This window comes from Marinifilum sp. D737 (genome assembly GCF_026672275.1).
Classification (GTDB): Bacteria; Bacteroidota; Bacteroidia; order Bacteroidales; family Marinifilaceae; genus Marinifilum.
Genome location: NZ_JANQCD010000006.1, coordinates 100036 through 115870, shown reverse-complemented (window position 1 = coordinate 115870; position 15835 = coordinate 100036). Strand labels below are relative to the sequence as shown.

15 protein-coding genes and 2 tRNA genes are annotated in these 15835 nt (G+C 35.3%); 10 read left to right on the top strand and 7 right to left on the bottom strand.

The annotated features are described in order from the left end of the window. Window positions 1–116: 116 nt before the first annotated feature. From NQ163_RS05980 to mnmE, 3 genes are all read right to left on the bottom strand, one after another. Window positions 117–1298: a hypothetical protein gene (locus NQ163_RS05980; protein WP_268189359.1), complete on the bottom strand. Its 1182-nt coding sequence runs from the start codon at window positions 1296–1298 to the stop codon at window positions 117–119. After that, window positions 1285–2433, bottom strand: coding sequence for a tyrosine-type recombinase/integrase (locus NQ163_RS05975; protein WP_268189358.1), 1149 nt, complete (start codon window positions 2431–2433; stop codon window positions 1285–1287). The genes NQ163_RS05980 and NQ163_RS05975 overlap by 14 nt, the downstream gene beginning before the upstream one ends. A 164-nt stretch (window positions 2434–2597) precedes the next feature. Then, window positions 2598–3995 (bottom strand): tRNA uridine-5-carboxymethylaminomethyl(34) synthesis GTPase MnmE, encoded by a 1398-nt coding sequence (gene mnmE, locus NQ163_RS05970; protein ID WP_268189357.1) that lies wholly within the window; start codon window positions 3993–3995, stop codon window positions 2598–2600. Between the two features lie 246 nt (window positions 3996–4241). Between mnmE and NQ163_RS05965 the strand changes: the two genes are divergently transcribed. From NQ163_RS05965 to NQ163_RS05955, 3 genes are all read left to right on the top strand, one after another. Next, entirely contained in the window at window positions 4242–4577 is a 336-nt protein-coding gene (locus NQ163_RS05965) for a DUF6686 family protein (RefSeq protein ID WP_268189356.1), read from the top strand. Between the two features lie 46 nt (window positions 4578–4623). Continuing rightward, complete coding sequence (locus NQ163_RS05960) at window positions 4624–4974, top strand: hypothetical protein (RefSeq protein WP_268189355.1); 351 nt, start codon at window positions 4624–4626, stop codon at window positions 4972–4974. 153 nt (window positions 4975–5127) lie between these two features. Continuing rightward, window positions 5128–5209 (top strand) — tRNA-Leu (locus tag NQ163_RS05955). A gap of 274 nt (window positions 5210–5483) precedes the next feature. Here NQ163_RS05955 and NQ163_RS05950 read toward each other — a convergent pair. Further along, window positions 5484–6107 carry a YqaA family protein gene (locus tag NQ163_RS05950; RefSeq protein WP_268189354.1) on the bottom strand — a complete coding sequence of 208 codons (624 nt, stop codon included), beginning with the start codon at window positions 6105–6107 and terminating at the stop codon, window positions 5484–5486. A gap of 111 nt (window positions 6108–6218) precedes the next feature. Beyond that, window positions 6219–6554, bottom strand: a complete 336-nt coding sequence (locus NQ163_RS05945; protein WP_268189353.1) for a hypothetical protein — start codon at window positions 6552–6554, stop codon at window positions 6219–6221. A 125-nt stretch (window positions 6555–6679) separates the two neighbouring features. On the opposite strand from NQ163_RS05945, the gene NQ163_RS05940 reads away from it, so the two are divergent. From NQ163_RS05940 to NQ163_RS05910, 7 genes are all read left to right on the top strand, one after another. Further along, window positions 6680–7486: a hypothetical protein gene (locus NQ163_RS05940; RefSeq protein ID WP_268189352.1), complete on the top strand. Its 807-nt coding sequence runs from the start codon at window positions 6680–6682 to the stop codon at window positions 7484–7486. A gap of 11 nt (window positions 7487–7497) precedes the next feature. Then, window positions 7498–8436 (top strand): universal stress protein, encoded by a 939-nt coding sequence (locus NQ163_RS05935; protein ID WP_268189351.1) that lies wholly within the window; start codon window positions 7498–7500, stop codon window positions 8434–8436. A 262-nt stretch (window positions 8437–8698) separates the two neighbouring features. Further along, window positions 8699–9952, top strand: coding sequence for a sensor histidine kinase (locus NQ163_RS05930; RefSeq protein ID WP_268189350.1), 1254 nt, complete (start codon window positions 8699–8701; stop codon window positions 9950–9952). Continuing rightward, a complete protein-coding gene (locus NQ163_RS05925) occupies window positions 9953–10606 on the top strand; it encodes a response regulator transcription factor (RefSeq protein WP_268189349.1) in 654 nt (217 codons plus the stop codon). It abuts the gene before it with no gap. Window positions 10607–10806: 200 nt separating this feature from the next. Further along, window positions 10807–12138, top strand: a complete 1332-nt coding sequence (nhaA, locus tag NQ163_RS05920; RefSeq protein ID WP_268189348.1) for a Na+/H+ antiporter NhaA — start codon at window positions 10807–10809, stop codon at window positions 12136–12138. A gap of 209 nt (window positions 12139–12347) precedes the next feature. Continuing rightward, a tRNA-Leu gene (locus NQ163_RS05915) sits at window positions 12348–12429 on the top strand. A 312-nt stretch (window positions 12430–12741) separates the two neighbouring features. Next, complete coding sequence (locus NQ163_RS05910; protein ID WP_268189347.1) at window positions 12742–13689, top strand: NAD(P)H-dependent flavin oxidoreductase; 948 nt, start codon at window positions 12742–12744, stop codon at window positions 13687–13689. Here NQ163_RS05910 and NQ163_RS05905 read toward each other — a convergent pair whose 3' ends face one another. Further along, window positions 13690–14193, bottom strand: a complete 504-nt coding sequence (locus tag NQ163_RS05905) for a DUF6155 family protein (protein WP_268189346.1) — start codon at window positions 14191–14193, stop codon at window positions 13690–13692. Window positions 14194–14392: 199 nt separating this feature from the next. After that, window positions 14393–15814: a glutamate synthase subunit beta gene (locus NQ163_RS05900; protein ID WP_268189345.1), complete on the bottom strand. Its 1422-nt coding sequence runs from the start codon at window positions 15812–15814 to the stop codon at window positions 14393–14395. Window positions 15815–15835: the final 21 nt, after the last annotated feature.

Here is a 15835-nt window from a genome sequence, read left to right as displayed (position 1 = left end):
TGGTATCCGTTTGATTGCAATTTTTGTGTATTGCAAAAAAAAAGCAATACCACCTCACATTTTGGGTAGTATTGCTTTAATCTTAAGATCTAGATAATCAGAAAGATCGATTGATTTTAATTTGGCTTAAATTCCCATTCTAACATTTCTAATTTTTTAAGTGAAGTTTCAAAATAAGCATATTTGGAAAGGAAATTTTGATCATCTTTCTTCTGATAGTACATATTTTTATAATCTTTTTTATAGGGGATAGATTTGCCATTATGCGTAAAATTGTCGCACATATATTTGTAGACTTTATTATTCGTTATACTTGTGTGCTTATTCAGGATATGTACAAAATATACCAGGGCATTTATGTGTCCTATCCAATTGAGTCGACCATTTCCATTTCTAATAACATTATAGAAAGTTTGAGGAGATGAATCTATAACAGTTCCTTTAAGGGAGTGATGACATTCTTTTAAAAGTTTTTCGTTTCGCTTATTAACTTTTAAAATTTTGTTTAAATGAAGGCCTAAAGATTTTAAGTTTTCGTTTAGAGAGGTTGGAAAGTCTTTATTCATTAATAGTTTTTTGCCTTGCAGAGACTTAATTTCGTGTAATAATATTCTCTCGTATTCATTCCTTGATAAATTTTTGGTTTTGTGAATCTCATTTATTTTTAAGATACTGATTTTTTCAAAAAAGTACTTTTCATTAAAGTTAAATTCACCATCATAATCAATGGATTCGATATAATAATGAATGACCTGTTCAATTTTATTTTGAATAATAAATTGATAATTATATAGTGATGCTAGATGATTTGTTTCTGTGGATGTGATTGAGTTCTTGGTGTTTTTGGCATATGAAAGTAATGATCCTATTCTAATGATTAAGCCCATAAATTGCTCGGTAATTTCACTTTTTTGATGTGAAAGAATTGATTCAATACTTTCAAAATAATTATAATTCTTCAAGAATTCACACATCATATCGAAGTCAATTTTTTCCTTCAGTTTTAATATAAATTCATTTTTAAATGAATAGATTGATTGAATTGTTCTATCATCAACTCTATTTAGATTTTGTTCGATTATATGAGATGTGTAAAGACTATTGAGGTCTAAATTGTAGTGCTTTACGTTCAAGCTATTCATTAACCTACCATAAATTGTAAAGAAAATGTCGGAGTCAACTTCAGTGTTGTAAATTTCGTTTCTCAGTTTACATTCAGTATTAATATTTTCATGAAGTTCCTGTTTTTGAGTGAACAGGGACTTAATCTTAGTATAGAAATGTTTAGAGGTTATCATTTATATCTAAATTTAAAGATGGAATTATATTAGCAGCCTCTTTCATTTTTTTGTCAACTATTTTTGCGTAAATCTCAGTTGTTCTTATCTCTTGATGCCCCAATCGTTTTGATACGGTGTAAATATCAGCACCCATTTCCAATAAAAGAACTGCATTGGTGTGTCTTGCACAATGAAAGGTAATGTGTTTATAAATGCCAGTTTCATGGCACCACCTTAATAATGCAGAATTATAGGTTACGCTATATCGTAAGCCTTCAAAAACCCTTTCGTTAGATTTTCTTCTTTTGCCCATTAAGCTTCTTGCCTGAGGCGAAATGTCAAGGTATTCAATATCATTGGTCTTCTTTTGTTGAAAAATAATTCTTAGCTCATTATCTGAATCCCTTACTTCACTCCACGTCATTTTTTGAATATCTGACCAGCGCAATCCAGTTAAACATGAAAAGATGAAAGCTCTTTTTAGAACAGGATATTTACAATTTGTTTTTGAAAGCCTTTTTAATTCATCGAAGGTTAGATATTCTCTTGGGGGAGTTTCTGCTTTTATTCCTTTAACGGCATGAACAGGATTGTCAATAATGATCTTATCTTTCTGAGCTTGATTTATACTAGCACGAAATTTATTGAAATAAGAGTTTTGTGTGTTCTTTGAAAGTCCAATATTACTTTTAGTTCTAGCATCCAATTCTAAATACCTTTTAAAACCTCTAACAAAGTCTTCATCTATATCAGAAAATTTGGTGTTGGGAGAACAATATTTTTGTAAGTGTTTATATACACTGTCCCAGTTTCCATAGTTGTTTTTAGAATTGAAGCGATCCTCTGTTAGCTTTTTAAAATAATCCAGAAAATTATATTTTAATTTGTCTTCGTTTCTGAATCCATATTTACCAGAGTTATATTCGTTCTGCTTTTTTACTCTAATTTTTTCAGCTAGTTCAAGATTATCTTTATTCTCTTGTTTCTGTGTTTGAGTTTTTGGTTTGGTGTGAATGATTAAATTTAAGGTTTCAAACTCTCTAAAGTGCTTTAATTTTCCATTTGGCAACTTTTCATAGCCTTTATAAAACTCAAGATATAGACTTTCTTGTAGGCCATTCTTTATTTTACGTTTTCTTAGAATTACTTTCATATTTTTACAGTTTTTACAACTCAGATTATTAAAAGTTGTAAATTAAAAGTAAAAAATAAGTATAACAAACGCAAAAAAGGTAACTCTATAATCTTAGAGCTACCTTTGTAATCCTTTAATAATAAGACTTTATTAGTGCTTTTCTAGTATCATTCTTTACCTTCCTATTTCCCGATACAAAAGTTCTTAAAGATATTTCCCAAAACTTCATCAGTTGAGATGTCACCAGTGATTTCACCAAGGAAATGCAGGCATTCACGAATGTCTTGTGCCAGGAAGTCGGTTGGAATTTGGGTTTGCAATCCATCATTCACGCGATCGATACTGCCCAAGGCGTTTTTAAGGGCCTCAAAATGGCGAATGTTGGTAACAATTACATCCTGTTCGTTTACCTTGCTCATGTTCACCGATTTAAGCAATTCGGCAGTTAAGGCATCGATATTTTGCTTCTGCTTGGCCGAAATGAACAACAATTTGTCTTCGGTTTGCATACCAATTAAATTCTTGGCAATCTCCTGAGGGTTTTCAATCAAATCGATTTTGTTGATACAAACAACAAGATGCTGGGAATCGCGATCAATGGTTTTGTTAACACTTACAAGCGATTCGTTAATGCGATCCATATCGCGGTCGGCATCTACCAGCAACATCACAATTTGCGCCTGCTTCATCTTGCTGTAGGTACGCTCAATACCCATACTCTCGATACGATCTTTCGTAGTTCTGATGCCGGCAGTATCGATAAAACGGAAGGTGATACCGCCCAAATTGATGGTATCCTCGATTACATCGCGTGTAGTGCCCTCAATATCGGAAACAATGGCTCTGTCTTCATTTAAAAGGGCATTCAACAGGGTAGATTTCCCTACATTTGTATTTCCTACAATGGCAACAGGAACCCCATTCTTAATTACATTCCCCAGTTCGAAGGAATCCACCAATTTCTGAATCAGGCTTTGAATTTCGTTTACCAGCTTGGTCAATTGTGTTCTGTCAGCAAATTCAACATCCTCTTCACTAAAATCAAGTTCTAGCTCAATTAAAGAGATGAAGTTAAGCAATCGCTCACGCAAACCGGCAATCTCGCTTGAGAAGCCACCACGCATTTGTTGTAGCGCAACTTTATGGGCAGCAGCAGAGTTGGAAGCAATCAAATCGGCAACCGCCTCGGCCTGTGAAAGGTCCATTTTACCATTCAAAAAGGCTCGTTGGGTAAACTCACCCGGATTGGCCGTACGAGCTCCATTCTTAATCAAAGTCTGTAAAATTCGGTGCTGAATAAAAGGAGCACCATGACAAGCGATTTCAACCGAATTTTCGCCAGTGTAGGAGTGTGGAGCCTTGAATAAGCTAACCAGCACTTCATCAATAACTTCGCCTTCATCCTGAATGGTTCCAAAATGTACGGTATTGGCTTTTTGTACGCTTATTTTTTTGCTTTTAACAGGCGTAAAAACTTTCTCGCAAATGTTGAGAGCATTTTCTCCCGAAAGGCGCACAATGGCAATGGCTCCATTACCCGGAGCAGTTGATATTGCGCATATGGTAGATTGATCGATCATAAACAAATCATTTAAATATTGAAAACAGACCGTATTGCCTGTTCCAGATTTAGAATCAACAAAGATAGTTGAGAATTATGAATTATAAATGCGGAATGATGAATTATCAATTGTGAATTTTAAAAATGGGATTTGGGATTTGGAGTTTTGTTTTTGGGATTTGATTATCAAATATCACAACATCTTGGTATTGTTAAAGCATCATATATTCGATTGATTTGTAAAATTAATCGAAATAGGAACAGTATGATATACAACAGAACATCCAATGGCTGTCTATTTAAATGTGATTCTTGCAAGTCTATTCATATGGAATTCAATAATATGAATATCAATTTCTCGACAAAGGATAAATACTATCAGTTTGCTGAATACCTGCACGATATTAATATTGAGTCGGCGGTAAAGCAGAATGCTCATTCCCCTTATCAAAGAAAAATTGTAATTCCCATTGGAGGCGGCGGCTGTAACTTCATGTTGCATCCTGGTGAGTTAGAAGATTTAAAAAGACTTTGCCTACTGCAGCTCGATACAAATATTCTCAACATGTCGAAACTTGAGATCGACTTTAGCCTAAACTAAATAAGTTTCCTACTTTTGCTTCTCATTTATTAAATACCTCAAATTAATGAAGAACATTACAGGACGTTGGTCGTTTAACGAAGATTTTGGTTTTGGTACCGATGAAGGTTTTGCCGAATTTACCCAAGAAGGAGAGAAGATTACAGGAGTTGTAGTTTATACAGAAAGAATTGAAGGAGAAACTCCATTTCGTGTTCAGCAAGATGTAGAAGGAAGCTTTGATGGCACTAACTTTAGTGTAACAGGTACAAAAGTGGAGCTTTTGGATTGTGAAAAACAGTTTGAGTATCATATGGATACCTGGGAAGGACTTTTAAATTCTCAGAACCAAATTGTGGGTCACAGCTATGATCACCATGAGTGTTATGGGGTTTTTGTGATGAAACCAATTGAGTAATTAATGTGATTTTTTTTTGAAAAAATCTTCGTTTGAAAATCAGGATGTTGTGGCTGTATCTTTCGTTTTTAAAGGGATTGGTGAGATTTTTTATCGAAAAGTATTTTGCGGAAAAAGAAAAAATACTCATCTTTGCATCGCAATCAACAAAACGCGGATGTGGCGTAATTGGTAGCCGCGCTAGACTTAGGATCTAGTGCCGAGAGGCGTGGGGGTTCGAGTCCCTTCATCCGCACAGAAAGGATCAACGAAAGTTGGTCCTTTTTTTTATATCCATGATTCTGATGTGATGTTTCAGGCTTCTTTATATACTGATGAACGTGCAAGGAGAGGCTCCTCAAATTGGTTTTGTAAATACGGCATTCCTGCCGTATCTACGAAGGAGAATTATTGTCCAAGTAAATTTAAAAGCAAGCTTTTTCGTTTACCCCTAAATCCCCGAAAGGGGACTTTTGCTTGTATTCTTTTTATAGCTTACTGCTCACTGTACATTGTTTACTGATCACTGATTAAGACATTAGTTTAAATATTGCGATAGCGAACAGATAGAATCGCAAAAAGCGGAATAAACCATAGAACAAGTATTTTTTAAAGCTAAATCGGATAATACCGGAAGCAATACTTACAATAGAGAAAGGAATTGGGAGCAATGCTCCTACAATAATCAGAAAGCCTCCCCATTTTCGGATGTTTTGGATGTGTTTGCCAATCTTTACTTCAATCCAGTTCTTAAGACTTGGGATACGTAGTACCAATCGTCCAATGGCATATGAAACACAACCACCCAAATAGGATAGAAGCGCCAATATCGATAGGTAAACTACAGGACTTGGAAGGGTTTTAACCCATGCTATGAATAGTTCCGGGGGAATGAGACCCAGGAAGGATTCCGAGATAAAGAATACGCTCAACAGGCCAATGGTAGGCAGATCCTTAGTAGTTGTATAGAAGAGGTTCTCAAAATCGAGCACATAGTATTCCAGAAAGAACAATAATCCTACAATCAGAAGTAAGGGTAAAATCGCCTTCTTCAAATTTGTAATGATAAAATTATAAAATCCGGTGTACGAATAGTATTGATGTAAGAGCACAAGTCTTGGTTTACGGCTCTTCTTGCTTGATTGTAATTTCATAAAACAACTGTAATTCTTGCAGTTAAGCAAGATCTAAAAAATTAAACATGAACTACCTATCTCATTTAAAGATGAGATTAATTAAGGTAATAGATAAGGTAAAACGCTGGTTTACCCCTGGGGTGGCGGGGTGGTTAACTGAAAGACTTTACTGTCAGATATCAGACAGTTCTGAACATGTTCCTGAAGAATTACATTAGCATAAAATACATAATTGTATTTCGAAAACTCATCCAAATCTTCACTATCCATTTCTTCTAAATCGGAAGATGTATCTTGTGAATCGGAACAATTCTCAACATTAAAGGAAAGAGAAGTCTCCTGCTGAATGTTGATTGAATTCAGCACGGTACCTAGTACTAGTAGTAAACTTACCAGCAAAATAAATATTGGTTTCTCTTTCATTTTCGATAACATGATAGGCAAAAGTATGAAAAATAGAAACACAATAAGCGGTATTTAAAGGAAAATTAGGAAACTTTAACAAGTAGGGAAAACCCCCATGCGATTTAGGATTGCGCCTGTTTCAAACCTTTGCATACAGCCATACTTTTGTATCAAAACAAAATGCTATGGAGAACAGGAACAAAGATCACAACAGAATATTGATTCTGGCAGATTTCTCAGAAGGAAATCAGGCTGCAGTAGATTTTGCTATGAATTATCTTTTTACTGAAGGTTCAAAGATATATTTTATTCAAACTTGGCAAAAGCCATCATATGGAGCGTCAATGGTAAGAGATTTGGCCCCAATCTTGAAAGATATTTCTAATCGGGAATTACAAGCTTTAAAAGCGGATACAGTAAAGAATTATCAAGTGAATCATTCTGATATTGACTTACTATCATATGAAGGTGAATTGACTGAATTTTTCAATACAGAAAACTTCAAGCAACATTCCTGGCAGGTTGCGTTCGCTTTAAATGAATTACACAACGAATTGCACTTTAATCCAAGGTTTAAAAATATCATTGCATCGGTAAATCAACCTCTTTATGTGTTAAACAATTGTAAGCCATGGGCCAATGTGAAGAGTATATATATCAGCAATTCGAATTCAAAAGTTTCAGAATCTATACTTATGCCATTGCAAAAAATATGTACAAATCAGAAATGTAAGGTTCATATAGGTTTAGACATAAACGATATTTCCATTCATGATAAAGCGAAACTGGTAAAATTGTATTCAGCTTCATGCCATGATGCTACCTTAAGATTTGAGAATCTAACAAAAAATCATAAGCCAGACCTAACACGAAATGATTGTATGTTATGGATATACAATGAGAAGAAAACCGAAATCGAAGAGAAAAATCTGATTAGCTATTTCGACAAATGGTTTGTGAAGAGTAAGGGAATAACTGTTGGTAATTTTTAAAGTGAGTGAGGATGAAAACAAATAGATTTAATCGGATATTGGTACCAGTGAGCTTGGCTGTTGAAAGTACTACAGCTTTTAAGCAGGCATTGTATTTCAGGAAAAAGTTTGGAGCTGAAATCACTTTGTTGCATGTGGTTCAGAAGATGGGGGGCTTATCTAATGTGTTTCAGCCTAATCTTAAAAATAGTTTACAAGGAAGAGGAATGGTTCGCTTAATACGTTTTGCTAAAATGCATTTCAGGGGAAGAATACCAGATGATGTGAACCTTAGAGTGGAAGTGGGCAATCATGTCCAAACAATCAAAAGTATAATCGATTCAGAACCTTTCGATTTGGTCATTCTAAACAGAAGCAATCGAATTGATGGTTTGTCGGAAAGATACAATAGTAATAGTGTGAATCAGATCATACGCGAGTCAAGATGCCCAATTATAAGTGTAAATGATAGATGGACGGGAAGTGGCATTAGAAGCATATTGGTTCCGGTCGATATTTCAAGGCAATCGAGAGATTTGGTGAACTGGTCGATAAAGCTGGGCACAGTATTTAATGCAAAAATCAAATTGCTGGCTGCATTAACTGTTAATATAGAGCTTAAACGAAGCTTGGCTTATAAGAAAACCATGATCATGAAGCATCTTATCGAACGTGAAGGCGTACAGTGTTTGGTGGATATCGTGGAGAAGGAGAATCACGCCAGAAACGATGTTTTGATTGAAGGAGCAAGAAAAACATCGGCTGATATTCTATTGGTTCAAGGAACCCAGGAATTATTGTTTAGCAACTCGCCAAGCGAAAAACTATTGAGTGATTTCTTGCAAAGTTCGAGCAGACCGATTTTCAGTTTGCCGGTAAAAGACGAAGGACTTGTTTCCAGTTTGTTAATGATGAAAAGCAAACAGGTAGAACTATCGGAAAGAATATCCAATAGAGTATTTAAGTGGTAATTACAATTATACATACACAAACCAACCAAGGCAGATCAGAAGGGAAAATCATAATTTATAATTGATTATTAGGGGATATACGAATGATTTTCTTTGGAAAGCTTCCAATTTAATATTGAGATAATGATACCATAGTTAGTTTCAGGAAGCTTTCCTCTCTGATCGTGCAAGTTAAATTTTTACGATTAATACTCACCAAATATTCGTTACAATAAAATATTTAGTAGATTTGATTTAAATATAATTCTGGATATAATTTTTAATGAATAGAAGGTTTTTTGTAAAGCAAAAGATTGCCCTGATTTTAATTGGTTTTAGCCTTGTGGCTATAGCTGCCATCTTGTATACTTTAGATCGCAGTTCAAAACTGGATAATGAGCATATTGCACTGGTTGAAAACTCAGAAAAAATTGAAATTAAGGTGTATGATATTCGTATCAAGTATGACGACTATCAAGAGAAAGCAGACGCAGTAATATCCTTCGCTATGGATTCGCTCTTTGCAAAAGCCTACCAGAACATCGAAAACATTCAAAGCATCGCTTCTCGCGAGTATGAATTCAATACAAGCGAGAATAGCAATTTCATCACAGCTCTCATGAAACTAAAGAGTGCTATTCTTGATCTTGATTCATTAATTGAGAATGAACAAGTTCCTGCTCAGGATGAAAACTTAAAACAAAAGGTTCAGGTATTTACAAAGGCTTTCGCTGATTACGAGAAGGCATTGCATCTTTATATCAATCAAACCAATCAAAAGTTTAAGCGAAATATCTTTTTCCTACTTTCTTTTATCCTGGTTTTACTTTTCGGAAGTCTGTTTTTGGTCATCCGATTAATGAACTCATTAACTAATGCTCACTTGCAATTGGTACGCAATACCATGACGGTGGAACAGCGCGAAAGAAAAAGAATTGCAAGAGAACTTCATGATGGGCTGGGTGCCCTGCTATCCAGTATTGGTTTGTATGGCAAAATGTTGGGAAAAGAGCTAACAGAGAACAAAAGTTCATTGGATAAAGTGCAACAAATTAATCAACTGTCAAAGCAAGCACTTGACACTGTATCCGAAGTGATTAATAATTTGAATCCTTCTGTTTTAAATCGGTATAATCTCCAGGAATCACTACAGCGTTTGGTAGATAAAATTAATAACCTTGATAATGTAGATGTAACTTTGCAATTGAATGAATTTAAGGGTAAACCTATGCAAAGTACGCAGGTGATAATTTATAGGATATGTAGTGAATTGATAAATAATACCTTAAAGCATGCTAAAGCAAGCGATATACAAATAATATTATCTGGAGAGGGGATTCTTGTGCTTCAGTACTCTGATAATGGTGTCGGCTTTGATTTTGACAGAATAAAAGCCAAAGATGGGAAGGGCATGGGCTTACAGAATATAATTGAGCGAGTTGAATCCATTAATGGAAGTTATGATATTCAAACTTCAAAGAATAAAGGATTTAAGATAAAAATACAATTCGCACTTAGTAAATTAAATCAAAAATAGATGGATAAAATAAGAATCATATTAGTCGACGATCATAAGATATTTAGAGATGGATTTCGCATGTTACTACAGTCTTTTTCTTTTGTGGAAGTCATTGCTGAAGCATCAAATGGAAATGAGTTTCTTGATTTGATTGAAGATCATCAGGCCGATATTATTTTTATGGACATTAATATGCCTCAGCTTGATGGAGTAGAGGCTAGTCAAAAAGCACTCGAAAAGTATCCTGATCTAAAAATTATTGCCCTAACCACATTTCTTGATGATGATTACCTGGAACAGATGCTTATGGCTGGAGTAGAAGGCTATATGCTGAAAAGTGCCGAAATTGAAGAGTTTGAAAAGGCCATTGTAAAGGTATATGAAGGAGGAAATTATTTTTCTGATGAGATTGTAAGTCTCTTATCTGATAAGTTGAACATGCTTCGTAAAAAGAGAAAGAAGAAAGATGACTTACCTGAATTTACAGATAGAGAAAAAGAGGTATTGGAACTGATTTGCAAAGGATACGGCAACAAGCAAATTGCAGAGGCAACTTTTTTAAGTATTAAGACCATAGAAAAGCATAAAAGCAGTTTATTCCAAAAAACAGAAACTTACAATACTGTTAATTTGGTGATTTATGCATTTAAGCATCAAATCATTAAATTTTAGATTTTACCATGTCATATATTTAGAACAATTAATTGCCTCAATTGTTATTCCTTAAATTTAGTTGCGAAGTAGGGAAACCCCCATTGTATATAGTACTTCTAATTGATATTTTCGCAGCATATTTGATTGGTTAACGAGATGCTTACACCATAGTTTTCGAGATAAAACCATAGGGTGTTAGGATTAAATTTTAGGGAAAAATGATTCAATTTTTAAAAAGACAAAAATTATTTCGAAGGATTAAAGATCCTTTAACTGAGTTCGTTCGATTAGAGGCGTTTAGTGGTATTGTTTTAATGTTTTTTACAATTATGGCTTTGGTGCTTGCCAATTCTGCCATAGGAGAATCTTTTATTTCTTATTGGACCAATTATTTCGGCGTTCAGTTTGGTGAATGGACTCTAAAAAAATCATTCCTTCATTGGATTAATGATGGCTTAATGGCGATTTTCTTCTTTGTTGTAGGATTAGAAATCAAAAGAGAGCTGTTGACTGGTGGTTTATCATCCATAAAGCAAGCAAGTTTGCCAATTTTTGCCGCCATTGGTGGAATGTTAATTCCTGCACTAATATATGTAGGTTTTAATACGCAGGGAAGTGGTACGCATGGTTGGGGAGTGCCAATGGCAACAGATATCGCATTTGCATTGGGTATTTTGATTCTTTTGGGCAAACGAATCCCAACTTCGCTTAAATTGCTACTTACATCTATCGCCATTGTTGATGACATTGGCGCTGTAATGGTAATTGCATTGTACTACACCAGCGAAATTGATTGGATTTACCTTTTATATGGTGGAGGAATTTATGTGATCCTCTGGACTCTCAATAGCTTAAAAGTAAGAAATATATCAGTTTACCTGATATTAGGAGTATTCCTTTGGTATGTTCTTTTAAAATCGGGTGTACATGCTACTTTGGCAGGAATTTTATTGGCTCTTACCATACCAGCACGGGCAAGTAGAAATCTATTCGAGTTTATTGGTTCAAATCAGGAGCTTTTGGTGAACCTGGAAGCAAAAACAGCTGAGCTTCCTAATAAACCAAACGAGAAGTTTATACAAGCATCGGTTAGTTCTATTGAGAGCAATTGTATAAAGGTAATCTCACCACTCCAAAGATTGGAGCATATGTTCCACCCATGGGTAGCTTATTTAATTGTTCCTCTGTTTGCATTTGCAAATGCGGGTGTTATTATCGATACAGAATTAACCAATAAGGTATTTGAGCCTATATCTATTGGAATTATTCTAGGGCTATTTGCAGGTAAACCATTGGGAATATTCTTGTTTTCGTGGATTGGCGTAAAAATAAAGCTGGCACAAAAACCAAGTGAAATATGTTGGTCACAGATATTGGGAATTGGTTTCCTGGGAGGAATTGGTTTTACCATGTCATTTTTTGTGTCTCAATTGGCATTTATGGATCCCGAAGTACTGAGCTTAGCCAAATTTGCGGTATTAGTTGCATCTCTTTGCTCGGGAATAACAGGATTTTTAATACTGAAACTGTTTTGTAAAAATCAAAAATAGTTTTTTCATAAGTTTTCATTGTTTAATTGACAGCCGAAGTTTATACTTCGGCTTTTTTTTTGAAAAAAAATCATCATATAATTTGCTTGTTTATCAGATGGTTTAGTGTTGAATAGCCCTAAAATAGGGGAGTGTGGAGATATTTTTTTATCAGAATGTTTTGTAGTAAAGAAAAAATCCACCATATTTGCATCGCAATCAAACGCAAGGCGGATGTGGCGTAATTGGTAGCCGCGCTAGACTTAGGATCTAGTGCCTTCGGGCGTGGGGGTTCGAGTCCCTTCATCCGCACTTAAAAAAGGATCAACAACAGTTGATCCTTTTTTTTTTCTAAAAGTCTTCAAAATCTTAATGAAATAGATAACGGTACTCTGTACCTTAATATTCGTTAAATTATCTATAAATATCAAGCTCCTCTGTATCTAGGTAATACTCAATTCAAATTCATCAGAAAAGCAGCAGAGCTACGTAAGATTTATAGTTTGATCATCTAAGAGTCTACTTATGTACAGAGTACCATAACTTTCATTTTTGTTGGTGTTTTCCCTTTTAATCATGAATGTTTTTATATAGCCGTTTAGTGAGATTTCGTATCTTCAGAATATGACAGAAAAAACACTTTCTCATATTCTGAACATGAAACATCCTATTTTGATGGCACCAATGTTTTTGGTGTCGAATGCAGAGATGATTATTTCAGCACTGGAAATGGGCTGTACGGGTGCACTACCTGCACACAACTACAGAACTGATCGCGATTTGCGACAGGCCATACATGAAGTGAGGAAGAAAAGCGATAAGCCTTTTGGTTTTAATCTGATTGTGAATAAATCGAATCCCAAATACCGAAAGCAACTCACAAGCCTTCTTGATCTTAAGGTTGATTTTATCATTACTTCATTAGGGAGTCCGCATGAGGTAATTGAGAAATGTAAGCCATTGGGAATTAAAGTATTTTGTGATGTAGTTGATGTGAAGTATGCGAAAAAGGTTGAAAGTATTGGCGCTGATGCCGTAATTGCTGTAAATTCGGATGCAGGTGGACATTGTGGTACTTTTAAGGCTAAAGAATTGATTCAACAGCTAAAAAAAGAAATCAATATTCCAATTATTTCAGCAGGAGGGATAAGCAATGCTCGTGATGTTAAATCAATGCTCGAATTTGGTGCTGCTGGTGTGTCTGTAGGAACTATTTTTATTGCAAGTCATGAGTCACCAGTGAGCTGGGAATACAAACAGGCTCTTGTGGATTTTGGGTCAAATGATATCGTAAAAACAACAAAATTAACAGGATCTCCTTTAACAGTAATCAATACTCCATATGTACAGAAAATCGGAACAAAGGCAAACTTACTGGAATGGATGATTAACAACAGTCCTCAATTGAAAAAGTATGCAAAAATGTTACTGGCCTGGAAGGGTATGAAAAAGGTACAGCAATCAGCTTTCAAAGCAGGATATGACAATGTGTGGTGTGCCGGACCGGCAATTGGCGCGATCAGTGAGATTCGATCCGTAAAGGAAATTATAACAGATTTAATAGAGGATTGATTATTTGTAAGCCATCATAAACCCTTTGCTGTTCATCCAGCTCTGATCTATTGATTCATCTACTATTTTATTCAAGCGAGCTTTAAATTCATTATCCAGACCATTGTCGCGAATGTATGTTACCGCCTCCTGAAATGATTTAAGCATACTCTTATAGAATGACTCTTGCTTAATAAATTGCTCTGATGTATAGGTTTGTGCTACCTCGATATTATATAGCATAATATCAGCAATTAAAGACGAGTCTACTCCCAATCGTTTAAAGTGTCGGATGTAATTTTGGGCAACCGATCGCCTCATTTTTGCTTTTCTACCGTTAACAGGAAAATACTCTTTGGAGACCTTGAATTTGCATTCCTCCATTAGCTTGTTTTCCTTGGGATTAAAAGCAAAATCATAAAATTCCTTCACATCTTTAAATCTGGCATACAAATCAAGTATTTGATCTTGCAACTGCTCTTTAGTAAGGTGATGAATGTATTCTTTTAGGTCTTTCTTGCTCATATCTGGAAATTGAATTCCAAAGGTATTATAAATAGTGTAAAGTCAAGGGGTGAATAATTTACAAAACGCAAATATTCACCCCCTAACTTTATCCTTTGCTTTGCACAGTAAACAAAAAAGAACCGATAGGTAACAAATCATTAACTATCGGTTCTTACACTTAACTGCCTATGTTTAGTGTGGACTTATTGTATGTTATCTACTTTTTTAAATACTTATGGATTGAATAAGCTGTTTTTCTACCACCATCCAAAGCACGCACTACGAGACTTGCACCTGTAGCAGCATCACCACAACAGAATATCTTTGAGTTGGAAGTTTGACCTTTAGTATCGGTTTTAATATTACCCCTGGTATCCAAATCTAAGCCCAATTCAGTAACCAAGCCTTCGTGTATTGGATGAACAAAGCCCATTGCTAATAATACCAAGTCAGCATCAATGGTTTCTTCAGTTCCTGGAATCTCTTTCATCTGAAATTGTCCCTGCGAGTCTCTTGTCCATTCAATTTCCACTATTTCAAGCTGATTCACTTGTCCATTTTCACCCTTAAATTGCTTCGAACTTAAAGACCAACGTCTTTTACAGCCCTCCAAATGAGAACTTGATGTTCTCAAAGTGTTTGGCCAGTAAGGCCATGGATTATGCGGTTCTCTTGCTTCTGGTGGCTTAGGCATCAATTCTATTTGAAGTACCGATTTTGCCTTTTGACGCACTGATGTACCTACACAGTCGGAACCGGTATCACCACCACCAATTACAACTACATTTTTACCTTTGGCAGAGATTCTTTCCTGTTTGCTAAATTCATCGCCGCGAACCACTTTATTTTGCTGTTTTAGAAAATCCATAGCAAAGTGAATTCCTTTTAAATCACGACCTTCAATCTGTAAATCACGTGGTTTCATTGCTCCAATTGCAAGACAAATTGCATCGTATTCCTTTTCCAAATCAGAGAATGATACATTTACACCAACATCCTGGTTGGTTTTAAATTCAATCCCTTCTTCAACAAACAATTCCAATCTTCTATCGATAACATGCTTATCGAGTTTAAAATCTGGAATACCATATCTTAACAAACCGCCAATGGCATCATCTCTTTCGAATACAGTAACACTGTGTCCTGCCTGATTTAAAAGATCGGCCACAGATAAACCAGCAGGTCCTGACCCAATTACAGCTACTTTTTTACCTGTTCTTTTTGTAACAGGTCTTGCTTTGATATATCCATAATCAAATGCTTTCTCGATTATAGATGCTTCATTCTCGCGAATGGTAACTGGCGAATTGTGTAATGATAATACACATGATTTTTCGCATGGAGCAGGGCAAACTCTTCCTGTAAACTCAGGAAAACTATTGGTCGACTGAAGAATTTTAGCTGCTTCTTCCCAATTCTCTCTGTAGATTGCATCTTGCCATTCAGGTATTTTGCTTGAAGTAGGACAAGCCCAGTGACAGAAAGGAATACCACAATCCATACATCTGGATGCCTGATCGATTCTATCTTCTAAGTTCAAAGTTTGTTCTACTTCTCCAAAATCTCCAATTCTATCTCTTACCGGACGATAACCGGCCTCTTTTCTTTTTATCTCTAAAAAACCTTTCGGATTTCCCATAATCAAATCAATTACGAATTA

What these genes read in the sequence shown, in the direction of transcription:
- NQ163_RS05980 (WP_268189359.1), bottom strand. Translation starts at nt 1,298, where the DNA reads ATGATAACCTCTAAACATTTCTATACTAAGATTAAGTCCCTGTTCACT.
- NQ163_RS05975 (WP_268189358.1), bottom strand. Translation starts at nt 2,433, where the DNA reads ATGAAAGTAATTCTAAGAAAACGTAAAATAAAGAATGGCCTACAAGAA.
- mnmE (WP_268189357.1), bottom strand. Translation starts at nt 3,995, where the DNA reads ATGATCGATCAATCTACCATATGCGCAATATCAACTGCTCCGGGTAAT.
- NQ163_RS05965 (WP_268189356.1), top strand. Translation starts at nt 4,242, where the DNA reads ATGATATACAACAGAACATCCAATGGCTGTCTATTTAAATGTGATTCT.
- NQ163_RS05960 (WP_268189355.1), top strand. Translation starts at nt 4,624, where the DNA reads ATGAAGAACATTACAGGACGTTGGTCGTTTAACGAAGATTTTGGTTTT.
- NQ163_RS05950 (WP_268189354.1), bottom strand. Translation starts at nt 6,107, where the DNA reads ATGAAATTACAATCAAGCAAGAAGAGCCGTAAACCAAGACTTGTGCTC.
- NQ163_RS05940 (WP_268189352.1), top strand. Translation starts at nt 6,680, where the DNA reads ATGGAGAACAGGAACAAAGATCACAACAGAATATTGATTCTGGCAGAT.
- NQ163_RS05935 (WP_268189351.1), top strand. Translation starts at nt 7,498, where the DNA reads ATGAAAACAAATAGATTTAATCGGATATTGGTACCAGTGAGCTTGGCT.
- NQ163_RS05930 (WP_268189350.1), top strand. Translation starts at nt 8,699, where the DNA reads ATGAATAGAAGGTTTTTTGTAAAGCAAAAGATTGCCCTGATTTTAATT.
- NQ163_RS05925 (WP_268189349.1), top strand. Translation starts at nt 9,953, where the DNA reads ATGGATAAAATAAGAATCATATTAGTCGACGATCATAAGATATTTAGA.
- nhaA (WP_268189348.1), top strand. Translation starts at nt 10,807, where the DNA reads ATGATTCAATTTTTAAAAAGACAAAAATTATTTCGAAGGATTAAAGAT.
- NQ163_RS05910 (WP_268189347.1), top strand. Translation starts at nt 12,742, where the DNA reads ATGACAGAAAAAACACTTTCTCATATTCTGAACATGAAACATCCTATT.
- NQ163_RS05905 (WP_268189346.1), bottom strand. Translation starts at nt 14,193, where the DNA reads ATGAGCAAGAAAGACCTAAAAGAATACATTCATCACCTTACTAAAGAG.
- NQ163_RS05900 (WP_268189345.1), bottom strand. Translation starts at nt 15,814, where the DNA reads ATGGGAAATCCGAAAGGTTTTTTAGAGATAAAAAGAAAAGAGGCCGGT.